Raw genomic sequence first — 18474 nt, forward strand, 5'->3', positions numbered from 1 at the left:
CTTGACGTATACAAGGCAAAAGTTAGAGTGAAAATGTCTTATCTACATGCGCTGAGAATTCATCAGCAGCCATAAAACCTGTGACTCTGCGTTGTGGTAATTCATTACCTTGTTTGTCAAAGAATAAAATCGACGGTAAACCAAAAATATCAAAATGAGACATCAGTTCAAGGCTGTCTTCTGAGCCAGTATCAGTCAAATCTATTTGCAACAGCAAGGTATTTGATAGTGATTTTTGCACGTTGGCTTCAAAGAAGGTGTATTCTTCAAATTCTTTACATGCAACACACCAGTCGGCATAAAGGTCGACCATAACCGTTTTGCCTTCTGCATTAGCTTTAGCAATTGCTTGATTCATCTCTGTTAGATTCTTTACCTGCTCAAAACCATGGCTTTCAGTTTGTGTTGATGTGGCAACATGAGTTACTGGATAAATTAACTGGTAAGCCTTATTAGCACCAATAAAGAAGACTAAAAAGATGATGATACTGCGCAAGCCAAAGCCAAAGGTTTTAGCCGAGTTTTGATTAACGGTATAAAAGTAACCGGCGGTAGCCAAAATAAGTACAGCCCAAAGCACGTCGATAACAAATACAGGCAAAAAACGCTCTAATAAGAATATCGGCACAGCAAGTAGTAATAAGCCGAATATGTTCTTAATAACATTCATCCAGTTACCTGCTTTAGGTAACAACTTACCACCTGAACTACCTAGTACGAGTAACGGTAAACCCATACCTAAACTTAGTGCATATAATGCTGAAGCACCAAGTAATATGTCACCTGATTGCGAGATGTATAACAATGCACCGGTCAATGGTGCGGTAGTACATGGCGATGCCACTAAACCAGAAATAGCACCCATCACTAATACGCCAACATAAGAGCCGCCTTTTTGATTACTACTAAGCTGATTGAGTTTGTTTTGCCAGCTACTTGGTAGCGCTAAATTAAATATACCGAACATCGAAAGCGCTAGGAAAATAAATAAAATACTTAAGGCGATAAGTACGATAGGGTGTTGAAACATAGCTTGGAATTGTGCGCCTGCAATAGCAACAACAATGCCAAGTAACGTGTAGGTAACCGCCATACCTTGAACATAAGCAAACGATAAAGCAAAGGCTCTTCTTGTTGAAAGTTTATCACCTTGACCAACAATAATACCGGTTAGAATGGGATACATAGGAAAAACACAGGGGGTGAAAGACAACAACAAACCGCCAATAAAAAATGCCACCAGTGTTAACCAGATGTTGTCACCTTTGAGCATATCAGCTAATTGATGTTGTTCACTGCTGTCAGCAACTATTTTACTTGTATCGTTGCTAGCTTGCGGTGAATTGTTTGCATCTAATGCTGCTAATACGTTTTGTGTATTGCTAGTAGGGCTCGCCGTTAAATCAACTCTACTTAAATCTATGGTCTTTTTTGTTGGTGGGTAACATAAACCTTTAAAGGCACAACCTTGATAACGCACGGTAATACTGGCATCGCTATTAGCTTGTTCAATATCAACAGTAAAGGCTAATTGTCCGGTAAATATTTGCTGAACACCAAAGAACTCATCTTCATGATGCTCACCTTCGGGTAGGTTTACCGGTACGATAACAGCATTTTTTGTAGAAAACTTAAATTGGTGACGATATAAATAATAGCCTTCAGCAATATTAAAGCTTATTTTTAATTTGTTTTTTTGTTGATGAAAATCAAAAATAAAAGCATCGTCAACTCTTAAAAATTCATTATCATTACTAAATAATGATGCAGAAGAGCTAAAAATAGATTCTTGGGCATTGACTAAAGGCGTAGTAGCAAAAGATAAACTGGCAAGAACTAACCAAAAAACAGCAACAATTTTTTTCATAACCGTTATTTTAAAGACTCATTTATCCAGTTTGAATATTGATAACCACCTTGCTGGATGTTCAAAGTGATAATCTTAAAAAATGTCTTATCAGACCCTTGTTTAATGCAATTATAAATTGAATTAAATGTGTTGAATTATATGTGGCGTCGCATTAACGGCATGCGCTAGTTCATGATACACCTAAATAATGTTAGGTAAAATATCAACACAAATAATTTATCTCTTAGCTACTACACACTCATAAGAGTGTTATTGTCGCTACTATCGAGATAGGTCGGTTGTAATGCTTACTAGCCTATCAAAAACACCTTAATAAAAGCTTAACTTATCACAAGGTAACGTGTGTTCGTTATAGTTGTTTAAATAGTATGAGTGTACGTTATACCTTAAGACTTCTTAATCTGTAAGGTCTCACTTTAGTTATATATTTCCCAATAGTAAGTAGCTAAAAAGCTTGCTTGCTTGAAAAAGACCCGTTAACCCCCATATTAGTTTCATTAAAGATGATTAGGAGCGATTATGTTTCGCCTGTTATTTATATTTTTTATTATTATTCCGATTATTGAAATTTCCGTTTTGCTGCAGGTCGGTGCTATTTTTGGGCTTTGGCCTACCATTGCTATCGTTATTTTTACCGCCTGGTTAGGGGCTAAATATGTCCGTCAACAAGGGCTAGCTACCTTAAATTCAGTACAAACAAAAATGGCGCAAGGGCAAATGCCTTCTGATGAAATTGTTACCGGACTTATGTTACTTGTTGCCGGTGTATTGTTAGTAACGCCAGGCTTTGTTACTGACTTTCTTGGCTTGAGCTTATTAATTCCAGCGGTTCGTCATGCTATTGCTGGTAGTGTTAAATCACATATTACAACTAACAGTACCAGCCAACAAAGCTTTCAATTTCACAGCCATAACCCTGCTCAGAATCAAGATGACTTTTCAAATCATCAGGATAGTCCGTTTCAAGAGCATATTCAGCCACCACATAAAGGCAAAACTTTAGACGGTGAATTTGAGCGTAAAGATTAAAAAAATACTGAAATGGGCTTGTGAAGTTTTATTTAATCCCCATCTCTGAATCAACAAAATTAAAATCCTTAATTTTTTATTAAATTGAACATCTCAGGAGAACAAAATGAGTATTCGTCCATTACACGATCGTGTGATCATTAAGCGTAAAGAAGTTGAGTCAAAATCTGCTGGCGGTATCGTATTAACAGGTAGTGCTGCTGAGAAATCAACACGTGGTGAAGTCGTAGCAGTTGGCAAGGGCCGAATGTTAGAAAACGGTGACGTACGTGCGTTAGATGTAAAAATTGGTGACCAAGTGATCTTCAGTGAAGGTTACGGCGTGAAAACTGAAAAAATTGACGGCGAAGAAGTTCTAATCTTGTCAGAGTCTGACATTTTAGCCATCGTTGAATAAGCAATAACTCTCCACTCATTTTATTGCACTGATTAAGTTCGGTGCAAAGAACAGTTTATAAGGAACCATGCAAATGGCTGCAAAAGACGTATTATTTGGTAATGACGCACGAGCAAAAATGCTACGTGGCGTAAATGTTTTAGCTGACGCGGTAAAAGTAACATTAGGTCCTAAAGGCCGTAATGTTGTATTAGACAAATCATTTGGTGGTCCAGTGATCACTAAAGATGGTGTTAGTGTTGCTAAAGAAATTGAATTAGAAGACAAATTCGAAAACATGGGCGCACAAATGGTGAAAGAAGTTGCTTCTAAAGCCAATGACGAAGCCGGTGACGGTACTACAACGGCAACTGTACTAGCACAAGCGATTGTAAACGAAGGTTTAAAATCTATTGCGGCAGGCATGAACCCAATGGACCTTAAACGTGGTATCGACAAAGCAGTTATTGCTGCAGTTGAAGCACTTAAAGGTTTGTCACAAGAATGTAGCGACAACAAAGCCATTGAGCAAGTAGGTACTATCTCTGCTAACTCTGACGAAACTGTTGGTAAAATCATTGCAACAGCAATGGAAAAAGTAGGCACTGAAGGTGTTATTACTGTTGAAGAAGGTCAAGCATTAACAGATGAGCTAGACGTTGTTGAAGGTATGCAGTTCGACCGTGGTTACCTTTCTCCTTACTTCATCAACAACCAAGAAAGCGGTAGTGTTGAATTAGAAAACCCATTTATCTTATTAGTTGACAAAAAAATATCTAATATCCGTGAATTACTGACAACATTGGAAGGTGTTGCTAAAGCAGGTAAGCCACTACTTATTATTGCTGAAGATGTTGAAGGCGAAGCGCTTGCAACACTAGTCGTTAACAACATGCGTGGTATCGTAAAAGTTGCTGCTGTTAAAGCACCAGGTTTTGGCGACCGTCGCAAAGCAATGTTACAAGACATCGCGACATTAACTAAAGCGACTGTTATTTCTGAAGAAATCGGCATGGAGCTTGAAAAAACTACTTTAGAAGACCTAGGTCAAGCTAAGCGTGTAGTAATCTCTAAAGACAATACAACGATTATCGATGGTATTGGTGAAGAAGCTGAAATTAAAGCGCGTGTTGCACAAATTCGCGGTCAAATTGAAGACTCTTCTTCAGACTACGACAAAGAAAAGTTACAAGAACGTCTAGCTAAATTAGCTGGCGGTGTTGCGGTTATCAAAATTGGCGCAGCAACAGAAATGGAAATGAAAGAGAAAAAAGCACGCGTTGAAGATGCATTACATGCAACTCGCGCAGCAGTAGAAGAAGGTGTTGTTGCCGGTGGTGGTGTTGCACTAGTACGTGCTGCTGATGCAATTAAAGACTTAGAAGGCATCAACGAAGACCAAACTCACGGTATTAACGTTGCTATTCGTGCTATGTCAGCTCCTCTACGTCAAATCGCAACTAACTCAGGTGACGAAGCCTCAGTCGTGTTGAACGAAGTACGTACTGGCGGTACAGGTAACTACGGTTACAATGCAGCTAACAGCACTTACGGCGATATGTTAGAAATGGGTATCCTTGACCCAACTAAAGTAACCCGTAGCGCATTACAATTTGCTGCCTCAGTTGCTGGCTTAATGCTAACAACAGAAGCGATGATCACCGACGCACCAGTGAAAGATGCTGGTGGTGCTATGCCTGATATGGGCGGCATGGGTGGCATGGGTGGTATGGGCGGCATGATGTAGTTTATGCTGATTAAATTGCTAACTAACTTCTTCGTTGCTTCATCACTCGTTTAAGAAACACTAAACGTCGTAATGAAAGCGCCTTGAATTAAACAATTTACTCGGCGCATAAATAGCATTAGCTACTTAACGCTTTAAAATAAAAACCTGCTTCGGCAGGTTTTTTGTTTTCGGCACAAACAATGCAAATAAACGATGAGCACAATTTAACGCCGGAAAAGTCGTTGCCAGTTATAGCGTTGAGAAGTACTTTTAATAGCGTTTTGAATGAGTTTGGATAGGTTTAATGCAATAAAACGCCTTGCCTACACGGATGTAGGTACTGATATTATGTCAGGAACAAAAAATCTGTGAGTTAAACCATTTACTCGGCGCATAAATAGCATTAGCTACTTAACGCTTTAAATAAAAAAATCTGCATCTACAGATTTTTGTTTTTAGATTTTTAGTTTGTGGCCATAGCGCATGCTATAGCCTTAGTTAAGTCAGAAAATTAATGACACCCTCTAGGCATCTATAATAGCTAATTTGATGAAATTAATTGTCGCTCTGTGAGGCGTTCAGTAACGGCTTCAGCATTTTCTGGTATTGAATACAAATATCCTTGTATAACATCGCAGCCGTTAACCTTTAAAAAATTAGCTTGTTCAGCTGTTTCTACTCCTTCCCCGACTAAAGTTAAATCTAAGCCTTTGGCCATGGCAATAATGGATTTAATGATTTGGCATTGTTTGAGATCATTGGGTAGCTTCGAGATGAAGCTTGCATCAATTTTTAAGGTATCAAAGGGTAATTGAGTTAAATAGCTTAAAGATGAAAAACCTGTGCCAAAATCATCAATTGAGTTTTTAATACCTAATTGTCGAATTTTTTGCAATGTTGAACTTGCATGTTTGATGTTTTCAATAAAACAATTTTCGGTGACTTCTATTTCAAGTAAAGCTGGTGATAAGCCGCTTTTTTGTAGTGCTAAATCAATAGAGTCAATTAAGTTGTGTTTAAAGTGTTGAGACGAAATATTGATAGCAATACGTCCACAGTCAAAATTCTGTTGTTGCCATATTTTTCTTTGTTGGCAGGCTTGTGTTAAAACCCATTTATCAATTTCAACTATTAATCCTAATTCTTCTGCCATAGGTATAAAGTGAGCAGGGGAGACGCGGCCAAGATCGGGATGATTCCAACGTAATAAGGCTTCAATTCCGACCACTTTTTGAGTAACACTATTTACCTGAAGCTGGTAATACAGTTCAAATTCATTTTTTTTCAATGCGCTGCGCAGAAAATTTTGGGTAATTAAACGTTCCATTGAAATGGTATTCATTTCAGGAGAATACAGTTGATATGAATTTCTTCCTTCATCTTTGGCTTTATACATGGCTGTATCTGCATGTTTGAGTAAAGCATCAGAGTCGAGACCATCTTCAGGATAAACAGATGCACCAATAGAGGAAGTGATCTGAAGTTCAAGTGTATCGAGTTGATGAGGTTCATTTAATACATTCGTTATCCGCTCGATAACACCAACAATATCTTTTAAAGATGTCATTTCTGTCAATAAAATAACAAACTCATCGCCGCCAAATCGAGAAACGGTATCACCTTCTTTAATACTACTTTGTATTCGCTTCGCTGTAGCGATTAATATTTCATCACCAATGTTATGCCCTAAACTATCATTAATCTGTTTAAATCGGTCGAGATCCAAAAATAGCACAGCAACTAATTGCTGATTCCTATGGGCGGTTGATAATGCAATTTCAAACCTATCATTAAAAAGTCGTCGATTGGGTAAGCCGGTCAGTTCATCATAAAAAGCAAGCGCATGAATTCTTTTTTCTGCAAGTTTTCTCTGCGTAATATCACTAAAAATTGCAGCATAAAGTGGCTCTGGAGTATTACCGTCATTAATTTGCACTATGGTTAACCATTCAGGGTAGAGAGTACCACATTTTTTTTTGTTCCAAATTTCGCCTTGCCATGTTTTATCTTCTAAAAGGCTCTGCCACATTTTCTGGTAAAACGCCTTGTCATGCTTGCCTGAGCTTAAAATATTTGATGATTTACCAATAACGTCTTCTTGTGTATAGCCTGTCAAGCGAGTAAAAGCGGCGTTTACTGACAAGATAATACTTTTGCCATTAGTTACCATTATACTGTCAAGGGATGACTCAATAATTTTTTCTGCAAACACTAAGTTTCTTTTAGATTGTTCCAGTGCATTATCTCGTTCAACTAAAACACTTTCCAATTTTTGAAAGTATGCAATTTCAAGATCAGACAAAATGTGTTGTAACGAGAGCACTCCGGCAACTTCTTTTTGCGAGTTTTCGACAACTAAATGTCGAATTTTATGTTCTTGAAGGCATAGATAAGCTTGATAGAGCGTGTCTTCTTCGTTGATCGTAATTAGCGGGTATACCGAAGAGGACCACGCATCACTATTATTGTATTTATCGGCGACAAGTCTTAATAAATCTCGTTCTGTGATAATGCCAAACTCATTTGTTTGATGATGACGAATAAGCGCTGATGTGCAATTATATTCAGACATAGCATTGGCAACAGCACTTATCGGAAGGTTGCCTAATATGATAGGTACTTTGGGATTATAATTGTCTTTAATTTTTCGCAAGCGAAGATAATGTTCAACTCCCTGTTTTTTAATCACGTCACTTTGACTGACAATGCCCAGAGTTAGCTTTTCTGAATTGACCACTAATAAATGACGTACTCGATGGCGATGAAATGTCATGATAATTTCTTGCAAAGGCATTTGTTCATTTATAGTTATAACTGGTGCGCTCATAAACTTATAAATAGGCGAATCATAATAATTTATATCGCTGAAATTTAATTTTTTACTATCTGCTTCGGTCCAAATACCTATTACTTTTTCATTATCTTCAATAAGAATAGAACTGGTGTTTTTTTCTCTTATTTTCATTGCCGCTTGATAAATAGTGGTCATTTTTGAACACGACAATAAATTTTTTTGTACTAAATCTTTTGCCATTATGTTTTTTTTACTATTTGAAATCATACAAAAACTCAAGTTAGGCTGAATAACTAAATGAGCTTTATAGCATTAATTCGATGCATCATATAGATATATATCAAGTAAAAGTTAATTTGCATGCACGAGTAGTTGATGAATATTTCGAAAAATGCCATGGGCAACATGGCAGAGGTTAAGGCAATGTAAATAAGCATTTGCTAATACTCTGACTCAGGTAACAGTAACCTTGCGCTAGTTCCTCTATTTTGTCAGAGGTTAAATATTTGCTTGCTATGCTAGGAAGTAAAAGTCGCTGATTTTTATTCGCTCAGATAACAAAGATTATGTGACGCTCTAAATGCTTTGATCTTGCAGCACTTTGTTAGTGAAAATTTATTTAATGTTGTATACCAACAAGATATTGCTTTGTCGCTTGCTGGTAAGAAAAGAGGCAAAGAAATACTTGTCGTGGCGCTCTAGTCGACATAAATATTTCCTTAGTGTGGCTCAGCGTGTGTTTATACCCAAACCACTTGAAGATACAGGATTCAAGTGGCTTGGGTATATAACTCTAAAACAAGCTGGTTAGTGCCTTTTGCTGGCACGGCGCAGCAGATGAGCACGTTGTTTTCAGCGATTTGAGCGCTGGGTTTTGTTCTATAAGTAACGGTGCCGGCGTGTAGCTTTACTGCACATGAACCACAATTTCCGCTTCGGCAGCTGTAAGGTGGCGATAGTCCTTGCGCTTCGGCTAACTCTAATAGTGTCGCTCCGCCTTTATGCCATTGCTGCTTAATATTTGCGTCGCGAAATTCTACTAGCGATGTTTCAGCTTCTTCAGCCATGTCATCTTGATGTGTTATGCGCCTTAAAGATGAAGGGCCAAATGTTTCGGCAAAAATGTCTTTATCGGCAACGCCGAGCTCAAGCAAGATGTCGTACATCGCTTGCATAAAGCTTTCGGGGCCACATAAAAAGTAATTACTTGCCTTAATTAGCTCTAGGCTTCTCATGTTTTCTAATAAGGTTTGTTTGGAAATTCTTTTGCCAACAACGGGGTAATAAGCAATACTTTGAGCTGTCGCAGACTCTAATTGTTTGAAGTGATCATAGAAAGCAAGTTGCGCTTTTGTTTGAGCCGAATGAAATATACTGATGGGCCTTGTATTACGCGTTCTAATGCCTTCGACATAACTTTGCTGCGCCATTGAAATCATCGGTGTGATACCTACACCACCCGCTAATAATACCGCAGGTCGCTTGACTGAGGTGTCTAGCCAAAAATTTCCTTGCGGGAATTTCGCCTCAATAAGTGCGCCAATAGCTAGGTTATGGTGTAAATGTAATGACGCTAAACCTTGCTCTTGACGCTTAACTGAAATGCGGTAAAGCGCATCATGAGGCGAACTCGATAATGTATAATTACGAATAAGCCAATTGTTTGTATTCGCTATAGCTGAGCTATTATCTAAATTGCTTTCTAAGCGAATAGTTAAGTGTTGGCCTGCTTTAAAAGGCACAAGTTCGCTTTTATCGTGTTTTTCTAGATAAAAGGATCGAATGTCAGTTGTTTCATCAATGATCTTAACGATGCTAAATGAATGCCACATACTTGACTGCTTTTGAGCCATTTCAAGTTGTTTAGCTTGCGCCCAGTTACCTGTTAACAATGAGTTAGGTGAGTATTCGATTAGGCTGGCTCTGAAAGGTAAGGCATTTTTTATACTTAGCCCTTGCTCGACAATAAATTGCCAACCGCGCTCTGCGCCTTTGAATGAATTAAGCAGCGGATCATGTTCTGGCAGTATTGCTACTCGTCCAGATAGGAATAATAAATCACCGGTTTCAAAGTTAGGAAAGAGCAAACCCGCTTTTGGGTTCAGTAAGAAGTTACCCATGGTATTAAAAAAATTGTTCCCTGCGTAATCAGGGATGGTCAGGGTATTGCCAGCTACAGCAACAAAACCTGATTTTCCGCCACGATGCGATACGTCTACGCCTTCAACATTTTTCGTATTTTTGGTGTTAACTGCGCTAGCGACAAAAAAAGTATCGGACTGGGAAATTACGCTTTTTGCATCACTATCTAATGTTTTAAAATATGTTTTTTCCGCAGTCACATTGTCAACTTGGCGAAAGTCACGCGTTTGAATGTACTGTGGGCAATTGCCAAATGACTGCTCGACTTTAATGCTAAAATATTGCTCTGTAACGGCTGTTATTCGTGCATTTAAGCGGTTTCGTCTGCGTGTTGGTATTTCAATGCCCAAAAAGCCCAATGGCTGGCCAAGCTTTAGTGAGCTTGATAAAGGATCGCCAGTGATCGGTGTCGCTTTGATATCTACACTGGTAGGTGTTGTGGAATTCATAAAACCAGGTGAACCCGGTAAGATAGAGGCCCAAGGTCTGCCTGCTTCGTCGACGCTACCAACAACAACAAAAGGCAGTTTGGCAAAAAAGTCACGGTGTTGCTCAGGCAAGTAAGAACGAACGACTTTGCGGCCAATAGTCGCCATTGCATCGGCTTTACCCACTCGCTGTTGCATGGCTTTTTCACCTGAATGAAAAGGTGATTTTTCTGATGCATTAGACATATTGGCCTCAAATTTTGTTAAATATTCTTCAATGATTGAGCTGATAAATACTGTGCAATTAAGCGGTTAAGTTATTTAGCAAGCTGGCCAACTTCAGTGGTTGGCATCGCTACAAAGCCATCTAAAGCTTCAATGTTTTTCAAAAGACGTTGAACGTTAGGGTATGGCGATAGCGACACGTTGCCTTCTGGTGCATGGGCGGTGTAGCTATAAATAGCAATATCAGCGATTGTTGGTGTATTACCAACAAGAAACTCACGACCTTGCATGTGCAGGTCTAATTGGCTGAGTGCTTTTGCGGCTATCTCCATTGTGTACTCGACATTTATTGGCGCATTAAATACAGTGATCAACCTCGCTGCTGCAGGTCCAAAAGCTAGGCTGCCAGCAGCTAAGGTGAGAAACTTTTGAATTTGGGCTTCAACAACCGGATCATTGGGTAAAAATGTTGGTGCATATTTTTTCGCTAGATAAACTAAAATGGCATTTGAGTCAGATACAACCACATTACCATCTTCAATAACCGGCACTTGGCCCAGTGGGTTTAGGGCGAGAAAAGGTGCTTCTTTGTGCTCTCCAGCAGGTAAGTCGATTAAATTTACTTGGTGTTTAATACCCGCTATCGCCGCAAATAATACAACTCGATGGGCGTGTCCTGATAGGGTAAAGCTATGAATTTTTACAGTGTTCGACATGATTAATTCCTTGAGTATTGGGTAGGCAAAGTTGCTCGTTATCTTGTGAGTTAAATAGTAGAGCTAATGTTGTGTGTAGACAATATGGTGAAATATAGAATTACTATGTACAATATGTTCATAAAGGTGGTGCTAACCACAATCAAAAAGAGTAATCGTGATGGACACCATTGATGGCATGCGTACTTTTGTTGCTGTGGCTAAGCAAAAGTCATTTACTAGCGGCGCTAAACTTATTGGCATTAGTACTAAACTGGCGAGCAAATACATTGGCCAACTAGAAGAACGGCTTGACGCACAGTTGTTTCATCGTACAACGCGTAGTGTGACATTAACGGAAACAGGGCAGGCTTACTTTCTAAAATGTGTACCGGTATTAGAGCAATTTGCTGAACTTGAAGATGTTGTTCAGCAGGGGCAGTCTGAACTTGCTGGCGTGATAAGAATAACCGCACCGACCGGCTTTGGTAGCACTAAGCTGGTTGAGGCATTAGCACCCTTTCAAAAAATGCACCCAAAAGTAAGTATCGATATGCGTTTGTCTGACCATATTGTCAGCATAGTTGATGAAGGAATTGATCTGGCTATTCGCTTTGGCAAACTGGAAGACTCAACCATGATCGCCAGAAAACTTATGGATATGCGTATTGTCGTCTTTGCCTCACCAGACTATTTAGCTGAATTTGGCAGGCCGAAACATCCGAGTGCTTTATCGACTCATAATTGTCTTTTACAACAGTTTAGTATTGAACCTCATCATTGGCAGTTTAAAATTGCTGGCGAGATGAAGTCTTATCCGGTGATGGGCTCATATAGCGCAAACTCACCTCGTGCTGTTGCTCACATGGCGGCGGCTGGCTTAGGAATTGGTGCGGCACCAGCGTATGTGGTGGAGTCGTATATAAAAGAAGGCTCGTTAAAATTATTATTTGAAGATAACGAAGCGCGTATTATTCCGTTGCATGCGGTATACCCGTCCGGCAGACATTTACCTAAACGCATTCGAGTGCTAATAGAGCATTTAGCGATGGTGTTTAAAGCGTCTTCGCTTGGACCTAGAAACTAGAGCGCTTTAAACATCAATACTAGTTTATCTATTTTGCAGGCGATTATAATCAAACAGTCCGGCTTTGAAAGGGTGCTGTTTTTTATTGTCAGCATGCACATTGTCGCTGTGTTGCCAAAAATTTGGATTGGTTCTGCGTATCGCGTACTGGTCCATTAATTCTGCATAATCAGCTTCTGTGCTCAATGCCAACACGGCCTCAACATAACTCGATATTTGTGACTCGTTAATATTGATAAAAACGTCAGGATAAGCGCCAACTAAACCCTGTGTCACGGTAACTGTGTCTTGCTCAGGTAAACGATTATCGTCTTCACTGAGTAAACTGGTGATGTTGCTGTGGGCATTGTTTCTTAGCAGAGTGTAATAATGCGTTTTTTCAGCGCTTTGTATCGATAAAAAGCTGATCTGTGGTAGTAAAGTGGTTGGCCCACCGACCAAGTTTTGTAACTTTTCTAGCCCTTGGCGATGACTACTAGGCGTTTTTACACTCGATAGGTCATTTTCTGTCGCTAATACAGAGTCAAGTTTTTGCTCTAATAACTGATACAACTCTTGTTTGTATTGCGTGGTTTTATAATCAATACCAGAAGGCTGAGAGAATAACTTATGTGGGGCGAGTAAGTACTCTTTCTGACTGTCTGACACGCCTTGATACCATTGGTTGAGTTCGGTTTTTCTTGTTTCTGGAGGAAGCAGTGCTAAAAAGTTGAATTCGCCTTCTATACGCAAAAAATCCATATATAATCGGGTATTTAATTGATGACCAATATTGCCATAAACATCAAAGCCGGCGGCTAATAAATAATGAATACGCTCTAATAAGCCATAGTCAATCACCCAAGATGTTTGCGGCGGACGTCCAACTAAACCTTTAACTACTGTTGCAGAGTCAATATGTCGAAAGACGGTTAATGCGGCATTAGGATTCTCGCCGTCACCGGCCCAAATTTGATCTGTGGTTAAGTGCTCGCCACCAGGAAAGGCTTTATTCATGGTGATCGCTTTATCGTGCATGAATTTTCGTTGTAACTCAGAGTATTTTAACCAGTTAGTTAAAATGTAAGCATTGCTTTCAGCTGCTGAAGGTAGGGCTAATTGATCTTGCTGCGCGTTATAAAATGCCGAGTGTTCCTTAGCATTTTTTTCATTGGGATTAACAAAAAACACCCAAAAATGATCATTAATCACATTCAAGGCTACTTGGCCCCTACAGACCGGGCTTTTAATGAAGTTCATGATGGTAAATTCTGCTTCTTCAAGCAAAAACTTATAACGCGCGATGGAAGGTATTTCTTCAAAAGCTTTGAATGGGTTAGAAGCAACTTCTGGCTTATACGAAGGTAAACGCGTGACTTGATAGTTGTCTTGTAAAAATAAGTGGGTATATTTTTTTAGTCGCTCGCTGTTTAACGCATACGGCATATGGGTTTTTTCTAATATTGTGCCACGCTCGCGCCAAAGTCGATAATAAACGCGTTCTACGCCAGGCTCGTCGTAAGGTCGGCGCGTGGCAATAATATCGATGGCTTGCCCTGGTGGTGTTGTTGAACGTACAACTTTAAAGAATTCTCCGGCAGGTAATTCAGAAAAATACAAGTGGGCAATAAACCAATGTTCGTACAAATAACGGCTGACCAGTCTTTCTTTCAAGCTGTCACCATTTAAAAAGTTTTCCCACAGTGTCACTTGCTCACTATAAGTATTATCTAATGACGCTTTAGGGGCCATTTTTGCACCACTGCGTAGCCAATCTTGTAAAATTTTATCTTCTGGAGCTGAAAGTGCAGGTAAGCCAAACGGCATACCCCAATCTGGATAGTTTGTTACGTAGCTGTCTACTTCAACGTCACTTGGGCATTGCTGTTGTCGGTCTAACGCGAAATTAAATTGCTTAGGTAAAAGCTGACCTTGAGGTAGGGGGTGTTGTTGCTTAAGGGCGAGTAATCTTGCCATAACACCGGTTGTTTGATTGACTGTAGCGCTTTGCTGTCGTTCGTTAATCACAGGATAAAAACCATTGTTGCGCCAAGCCGCGGTACTGTCTTGATCAATAAATAAACGTTGTGGTGTTTCTGCGATTAATCGCGTGCCGTCATAGACCAAAGTTTTATTTGCGCCACGATCGATGCCCTCTGGGGCCGATAATTTTAATTGGCAAGGTGCATCGTAACAGCCATGACAGACCACACATCGATTTTCAATGATTGGTTGTACTTGCTCATGATAAAAGGCCGCAGGGCTCGAATTTTCGACAACCATGCGTTGTTGAGGCTCAGCGATGCCAAACATGCCGTCAAAGTGATTATTAGCAATAACGGCACAACCGGCAAAAATTGTGATGATAACCATCAGCACAACAGTTTTTGATTTTGGAAGCATTTTCATGGAAGAGGTTCTATTGGTGCATTGACGTAATATAAATTTAATAACCAAACAATATAACAGAATGCCAAGGTTAAAGCCTATAGCAAATCAATTTTGAACGTATAATAGATAGCGCATAGAGATAGTCAAAGTTGCTTACTGATGTTTGCCTTCAATGGCAAACAGATTAATTTTTATAGCATTGAATTTTCAATAAACTCGCTATGAGTAAAATACAGAGCTTTACTTGCGCTGTGTTTGAACCCTGACTGAATAAAATAACTTATCTTGTTTGTAATACCAATTCTACTAATTTCTTTCCCACTCAGCGAGAATTAAAAGGCTTTTAAAATCACCCTTGGCAGCTAACTTAATAGACTTGCTATAAAGTGCTAAAAGTTATCAATAAAAGTTTCTGTAGTATCAATAGGATCTTTTAAATCAGGTTTTACTAAAGCCTCTTGAATACGTATAACCGTTTCTTTAACGAGTTCTTGAAAAATATCTATTTTTTGTCGAAAAGGTCATAAATAGTCGGAATGGTTACTTCGGCTATATTTGCCAGTTCACTACGAGTGAAGTCGTCAAAACCATAAGGAGAAATTAATTATCGAGCAATATTAAAATATTATTTCGCCGAGGTCACTTGTTGGTTTGTCTAGGTGCTGTTCAGTTAAACGATAGTGAGCGATAAAAGTAAAAATATCATTAAAAACATAAAATAATTACTTTCATCATAAGTACATCAATAACGAGTAAGTTTTTGTCGTTTATCATTTGCAGTAACTCTGCTTTCTTGCCGTCATTTTAAGGTTTTTCTGATATTATATGTTCGATTTATGTTGAATTTTTGAGCCATGTCAAGTTGTAAGTTACTAATAAGCTGTAATATTGCAGTAAGCTCCTATCAGGGCTCAACGATAAGAAATTTATTGTTAAATAATAAAAAAATCTTCAAGGGCGAAGTCAGATGAATTTAGATCGTACATCTAAAGAACAAACGTTTAATGAATCAGAAATATTACTTTCAATTACTGATTTAGATAGTCATATAAAATATGCGAACGCCGAATTTTGTAAAATTGCCGGCTATAGTAAAGATGAACTGAAAGACCAACCTCATAATATTGTTAGACACCCCGATATGCCTAAGCAAGCGTTTGCAGACTTGTGGTCAGTTATTCAGCAAGGTAAATCATGGATGGGGCCAGTAAAAAATAAATGTAAAAATGGTGATTATTATTGGGTTAATGCTTATGTCACTCCAATTAAAGATGAATCAGGTAATAATATTGAATATCAATCGGTGAGAACAAAGTTAGATAATAAAGTTAAAAAACGTGCGGAACGTTTATATTCGAAATTAAATAAGGATGGAATGCCTCTTGAGTTGAAGTACCAAATTGATCAAACATTTTGGAGTCAATTGGCTTTATTTATCTTTACTTTAGCCAGCTTAACTTTAGCTATAACTACTGAATTAAGCCTAGTGGTGACACTGCCATTTGTCTTGATTGGTATGGTTAGTTCTTTATTTTCGCTAGCATGGCGTAGAAAGTATAAGAAAGTCTTAAAAGCAGCGGATGATGTTTTTTCCAATTCATTAATGAGCTATATTTATTCTGGTCATAACGATGCTATTGGTACGGTTGAGTTAGCGCTAGCTATGCGTAAAGCGGAAATTAATGCGGTTGTTGGCAGAGTGAGTGACGTATCACTTCATGTTAGTGATAGTGCATTGACGGCTGCTGAGAAAAGTAATCAAGTATCACAAAGCTTAAATGAACAACGTAATGAATCAGAGCAAGTTGCGACAGCGATAAACGAAATGTCGACTACCGTGCAAGATTTAGCGAGAACTATTACGCTGACGGCTCAATCGGCGGAACATGGCCAAACATTAACCCAAGTAGGTCAAGAGACCATCGTTGCTTCTGTTAAGGCTATTCATGATTTGTCTCTGCAATTGGCCGAGGTTGATAATATGATCACTAAACTATCTAATGGTAGTAAGTCTATATATACGGTCTTATCTGAAATTAGTAGTATTGCTGATCAAACAAATTTACTGGCTCTAAATGCGGCTATTGAAGCAGCAAGGGCTGGTGAGCAAGGACGAGGCTTTGCTGTTGTTGCTGAAGAAGTCAGAGCATTAGCATTGAGAACGCAACAATCAACAGAAGAAATTAGAAACTTACTGACCCAATTACAAATAGACTCTGATAACGCTGTAGACTCTATGAGCAAAGGAAACGCGTTGTCAGCTAGCTGTGTGTCACTTTCAAGTGAAGCGGGTGAAGCGCTGCAAAATATACATAACGAAGTAACTTCAATTTCAGATGCAACTTCTCAGATAGCAACAGCGATAGAAGAGCAATCAGTTGTTACCGAGCAAGTAAGCCAAAATATTGTGCGTATTAATGATTTGACTATTTTGTGCGATGAAAATAGTCAAGAGTCGAGTACACTGTCATCAAACCTGCTTGATATAATCTCAGATCAAGAGCCATTAATTGCTCAATTTAGGCGTTAAATTAGTACTATTATCGATAACATTAGCCTGCTTTAGCAGGCTTTTTTTTTGAATTACGGTATGCACCATTATATTGTTTATAGCAATTTTACTAAGTTTCTTCCCTCTCAGGGAACAAACTTAATAGACTTGGTATAACCATTATTGCTTGTGTATATAAAATGTTGAGAATACATTATGTAACCTGAGCTCACTTTTCTCATGTCACAAGCTCTACTATACTGAAACAAGCTAAAGAGGATAATGTAATGAAACAATCAATCATGTATTTAATATCTGCGCTAGTGGTATTAGGGCAATTTAGCCATGCACAAGCTGCGGAGGTTGAAGTTAAGTGGTCAAATTCAGATAAATATTCCGATATTGATGCTGGTGAAGAACATCGAAAACATTTTAAAGAAAGAACATTTAAGTCTTTTGAAAAGCACTTTGCTGAGTTGGCAGCATCATTGCCTGAAAATCAAAAGCTTATACTCGATATTACTGATGTAGATTTAGCTGGTGACGTTAACTTTAGTGGCATTAAACGTATTCGTGTTGTTAAGAGTATATATTTTCCACGTATAGATTTTAGTTATCAATTACTAAATGCTGATAATAAGGTGATTAAAGGTAAAGAGGTATCATTGAAAGATTTAGGCTTTTTATCACATACGGGTTTAAGGTATCGAAATAAAACATTAAGTTACGAGAAAGAAATGCTTGATGACTGGTTTAGAGAAACCTTTGCCGATGATGTTATAAAATAACTCACTGTTGCTTAGCAATATTCAGTCAATAAAAAACGCAGCTTAGCTGCGTTTTTTATCGATATGATTACGATTAGCTTTGTTCAAACTTAGCTAAAACAGTAAATAATTGTTCAATTTTTTTCACGATATTAATCAGAGTTTGTTGATCTGAAGTTTTTTGCCAAAAAATCAAATCATTCGCCACTTCTTCAACATAAGGTTGAAAAGTATTTGCGCTACATTTAAAACCAGCATCTTCGGTAAATATTGCTGCAAAACCAGCTTGTTTAGCTTCGCGTAATGTGGTTAACGTAGCGTCTGCTGCAAGTGACTTTTTTAAAATTATTGAAATATTATCGATTAATTGTTTGTGTACTGCTTCGCTCATAATAGCTCGTATTCGTTTGGTCTGTTCAATTACACTATTATGCCAAATTGGTTTGATTTTTGTTAGCTTCTCGAACAAAT

12 protein-coding genes are annotated in these 18474 nt (G+C 38.5%); 6 read left to right on the forward strand and 6 right to left on the reverse strand.

The window, feature by feature from the left end; genetic code table 11:
• Nucleotides 1-22: 22 nt before the first annotated feature.
• Nucleotides 23-1867, reverse strand: coding sequence for a protein-disulfide reductase DsbD (locus FGD67_RS14645; RefSeq protein WP_257171860.1), 1845 nt, complete (start codon nucleotides 1865-1867; stop codon nucleotides 23-25).
• A gap of 522 nt (nucleotides 1868-2389) precedes the next feature.
• Here FGD67_RS14645 and FGD67_RS14650 point away from each other — a divergent pair.
• From FGD67_RS14650 to groL, 3 genes are all read left to right on the forward strand, one after another.
• Complete coding sequence (locus FGD67_RS14650; protein ID WP_257171861.1) at nucleotides 2390-2899, forward strand: FxsA family protein; 510 nt, start codon at nucleotides 2390-2392, stop codon at nucleotides 2897-2899.
• A 106-nt stretch (nucleotides 2900-3005) separates the two neighbouring features.
• Nucleotides 3006-3296, forward strand: coding sequence for a co-chaperone GroES (locus tag FGD67_RS14655; protein ID WP_077287781.1), 291 nt, complete (start codon nucleotides 3006-3008; stop codon nucleotides 3294-3296).
• 73 nt (nucleotides 3297-3369) lie between these two features.
• A complete protein-coding gene (gene groL, locus FGD67_RS14660; RefSeq protein ID WP_257171862.1) occupies nucleotides 3370-5022 on the forward strand; it encodes a chaperonin GroEL in 1653 nt (550 codons plus the stop codon).
• 523 nt (nucleotides 5023-5545) lie between these two features.
• On the opposite strand, the gene FGD67_RS14665 is transcribed toward groL, so the two are convergent.
• From FGD67_RS14665 to FGD67_RS14675, 3 genes are all read right to left on the reverse strand, one after another.
• Nucleotides 5546-8038, reverse strand: coding sequence for an EAL domain-containing protein (locus FGD67_RS14665; RefSeq protein WP_257171863.1), 2493 nt, complete (start codon nucleotides 8036-8038; stop codon nucleotides 5546-5548).
• 530 nt (nucleotides 8039-8568) lie between these two features.
• A complete protein-coding gene (locus FGD67_RS14670; RefSeq protein ID WP_257171864.1) occupies nucleotides 8569-10614 on the reverse strand; it encodes a pyridoxamine 5'-phosphate oxidase family protein in 2046 nt (681 codons plus the stop codon).
• Between the two features lie 71 nt (nucleotides 10615-10685).
• Nucleotides 10686-11309 (reverse strand): glutathione S-transferase family protein, encoded by a 624-nt coding sequence (locus FGD67_RS14675; RefSeq protein ID WP_257171865.1) that lies wholly within the window; start codon nucleotides 11307-11309, stop codon nucleotides 10686-10688.
• Nucleotides 11310-11469: 160 nt separating this feature from the next.
• Here FGD67_RS14675 and FGD67_RS14680 point away from each other — a divergent pair, with 160 nt between their 5' ends.
• A complete protein-coding gene (locus FGD67_RS14680) occupies nucleotides 11470-12375 on the forward strand; it encodes a LysR family transcriptional regulator (protein WP_257175131.1) in 906 nt (301 codons plus the stop codon).
• Nucleotides 12376-12399: 24 nt separating this feature from the next.
• Here FGD67_RS14680 and FGD67_RS14685 read toward each other — a convergent pair whose 3' ends face one another.
• Entirely contained in the window at nucleotides 12400-14763 is a 2364-nt protein-coding gene (locus tag FGD67_RS14685; RefSeq protein WP_257171866.1) for a fatty acid cis/trans isomerase, read from the reverse strand.
• A 949-nt stretch (nucleotides 14764-15712) separates the two neighbouring features.
• Between FGD67_RS14685 and FGD67_RS14690 the strand changes: the two genes are divergently transcribed.
• Both FGD67_RS14690 and FGD67_RS14695 read left to right on the forward strand, forming a co-directional pair.
• Entirely contained in the window at nucleotides 15713-17275 is a 1563-nt protein-coding gene (locus FGD67_RS14690; RefSeq protein ID WP_257171867.1) for a PAS domain-containing methyl-accepting chemotaxis protein, read from the forward strand.
• A gap of 248 nt (nucleotides 17276-17523) precedes the next feature.
• Nucleotides 17524-18024 carry a DUF3016 domain-containing protein gene (locus FGD67_RS14695; RefSeq protein ID WP_257171868.1) on the forward strand — a complete coding sequence of 167 codons (501 nt, stop codon included), beginning with the start codon at nucleotides 17524-17526 and terminating at the stop codon, nucleotides 18022-18024.
• Nucleotides 18025-18097: 73 nt separating this feature from the next.
• On the opposite strand, the gene FGD67_RS14700 is transcribed toward FGD67_RS14695, so the two are convergent.
• Nucleotides 18098-18394 carry a hypothetical protein gene (locus tag FGD67_RS14700; protein ID WP_257171869.1) on the reverse strand — a complete coding sequence of 99 codons (297 nt, stop codon included), beginning with the start codon at nucleotides 18392-18394 and terminating at the stop codon, nucleotides 18098-18100.
• Nucleotides 18395-18474: the final 80 nt, after the last annotated feature.

Source organism: Colwellia sp. M166 (assembly GCF_024585285.1).
Taxonomy (GTDB): Bacteria; Pseudomonadota; Gammaproteobacteria; order Enterobacterales; family Alteromonadaceae; genus Cognaticolwellia.

What these genes read in the sequence shown, in the direction of transcription:
- FGD67_RS14645 (WP_257171860.1), bottom strand. Translation starts at nt 1,867, where the DNA reads ATGAAAAAAATTGTTGCTGTTTTTTGGTTAGTTCTTGCCAGTTTATCT.
- FGD67_RS14650 (WP_257171861.1), top strand. Translation starts at nt 2,390, where the DNA reads ATGTTTCGCCTGTTATTTATATTTTTTATTATTATTCCGATTATTGAA.
- FGD67_RS14655 (WP_077287781.1), top strand. Translation starts at nt 3,006, where the DNA reads ATGAGTATTCGTCCATTACACGATCGTGTGATCATTAAGCGTAAAGAA.
- groL (WP_257171862.1), top strand. Translation starts at nt 3,370, where the DNA reads ATGGCTGCAAAAGACGTATTATTTGGTAATGACGCACGAGCAAAAATG.
- FGD67_RS14665 (WP_257171863.1), bottom strand. Translation starts at nt 8,038, where the DNA reads ATGGCAAAAGATTTAGTACAAAAAAATTTATTGTCGTGTTCAAAAATG.
- FGD67_RS14670 (WP_257171864.1), bottom strand. Translation starts at nt 10,614, where the DNA reads ATGTCTAATGCATCAGAAAAATCACCTTTTCATTCAGGTGAAAAAGCC.
- FGD67_RS14675 (WP_257171865.1), bottom strand. Translation starts at nt 11,309, where the DNA reads ATGTCGAACACTGTAAAAATTCATAGCTTTACCCTATCAGGACACGCC.
- FGD67_RS14680 (WP_257175131.1), top strand. Translation starts at nt 11,470, where the DNA reads ATGGACACCATTGATGGCATGCGTACTTTTGTTGCTGTGGCTAAGCAA.
- FGD67_RS14685 (WP_257171866.1), bottom strand. Translation starts at nt 14,763, where the DNA reads ATGAAAATGCTTCCAAAATCAAAAACTGTTGTGCTGATGGTTATCATC.
- FGD67_RS14690 (WP_257171867.1), top strand. Translation starts at nt 15,713, where the DNA reads ATGAATTTAGATCGTACATCTAAAGAACAAACGTTTAATGAATCAGAA.
- FGD67_RS14695 (WP_257171868.1), top strand. Translation starts at nt 17,524, where the DNA reads ATGAAACAATCAATCATGTATTTAATATCTGCGCTAGTGGTATTAGGG.
- FGD67_RS14700 (WP_257171869.1), bottom strand. Translation starts at nt 18,394, where the DNA reads ATGAGCGAAGCAGTACACAAACAATTAATCGATAATATTTCAATAATT.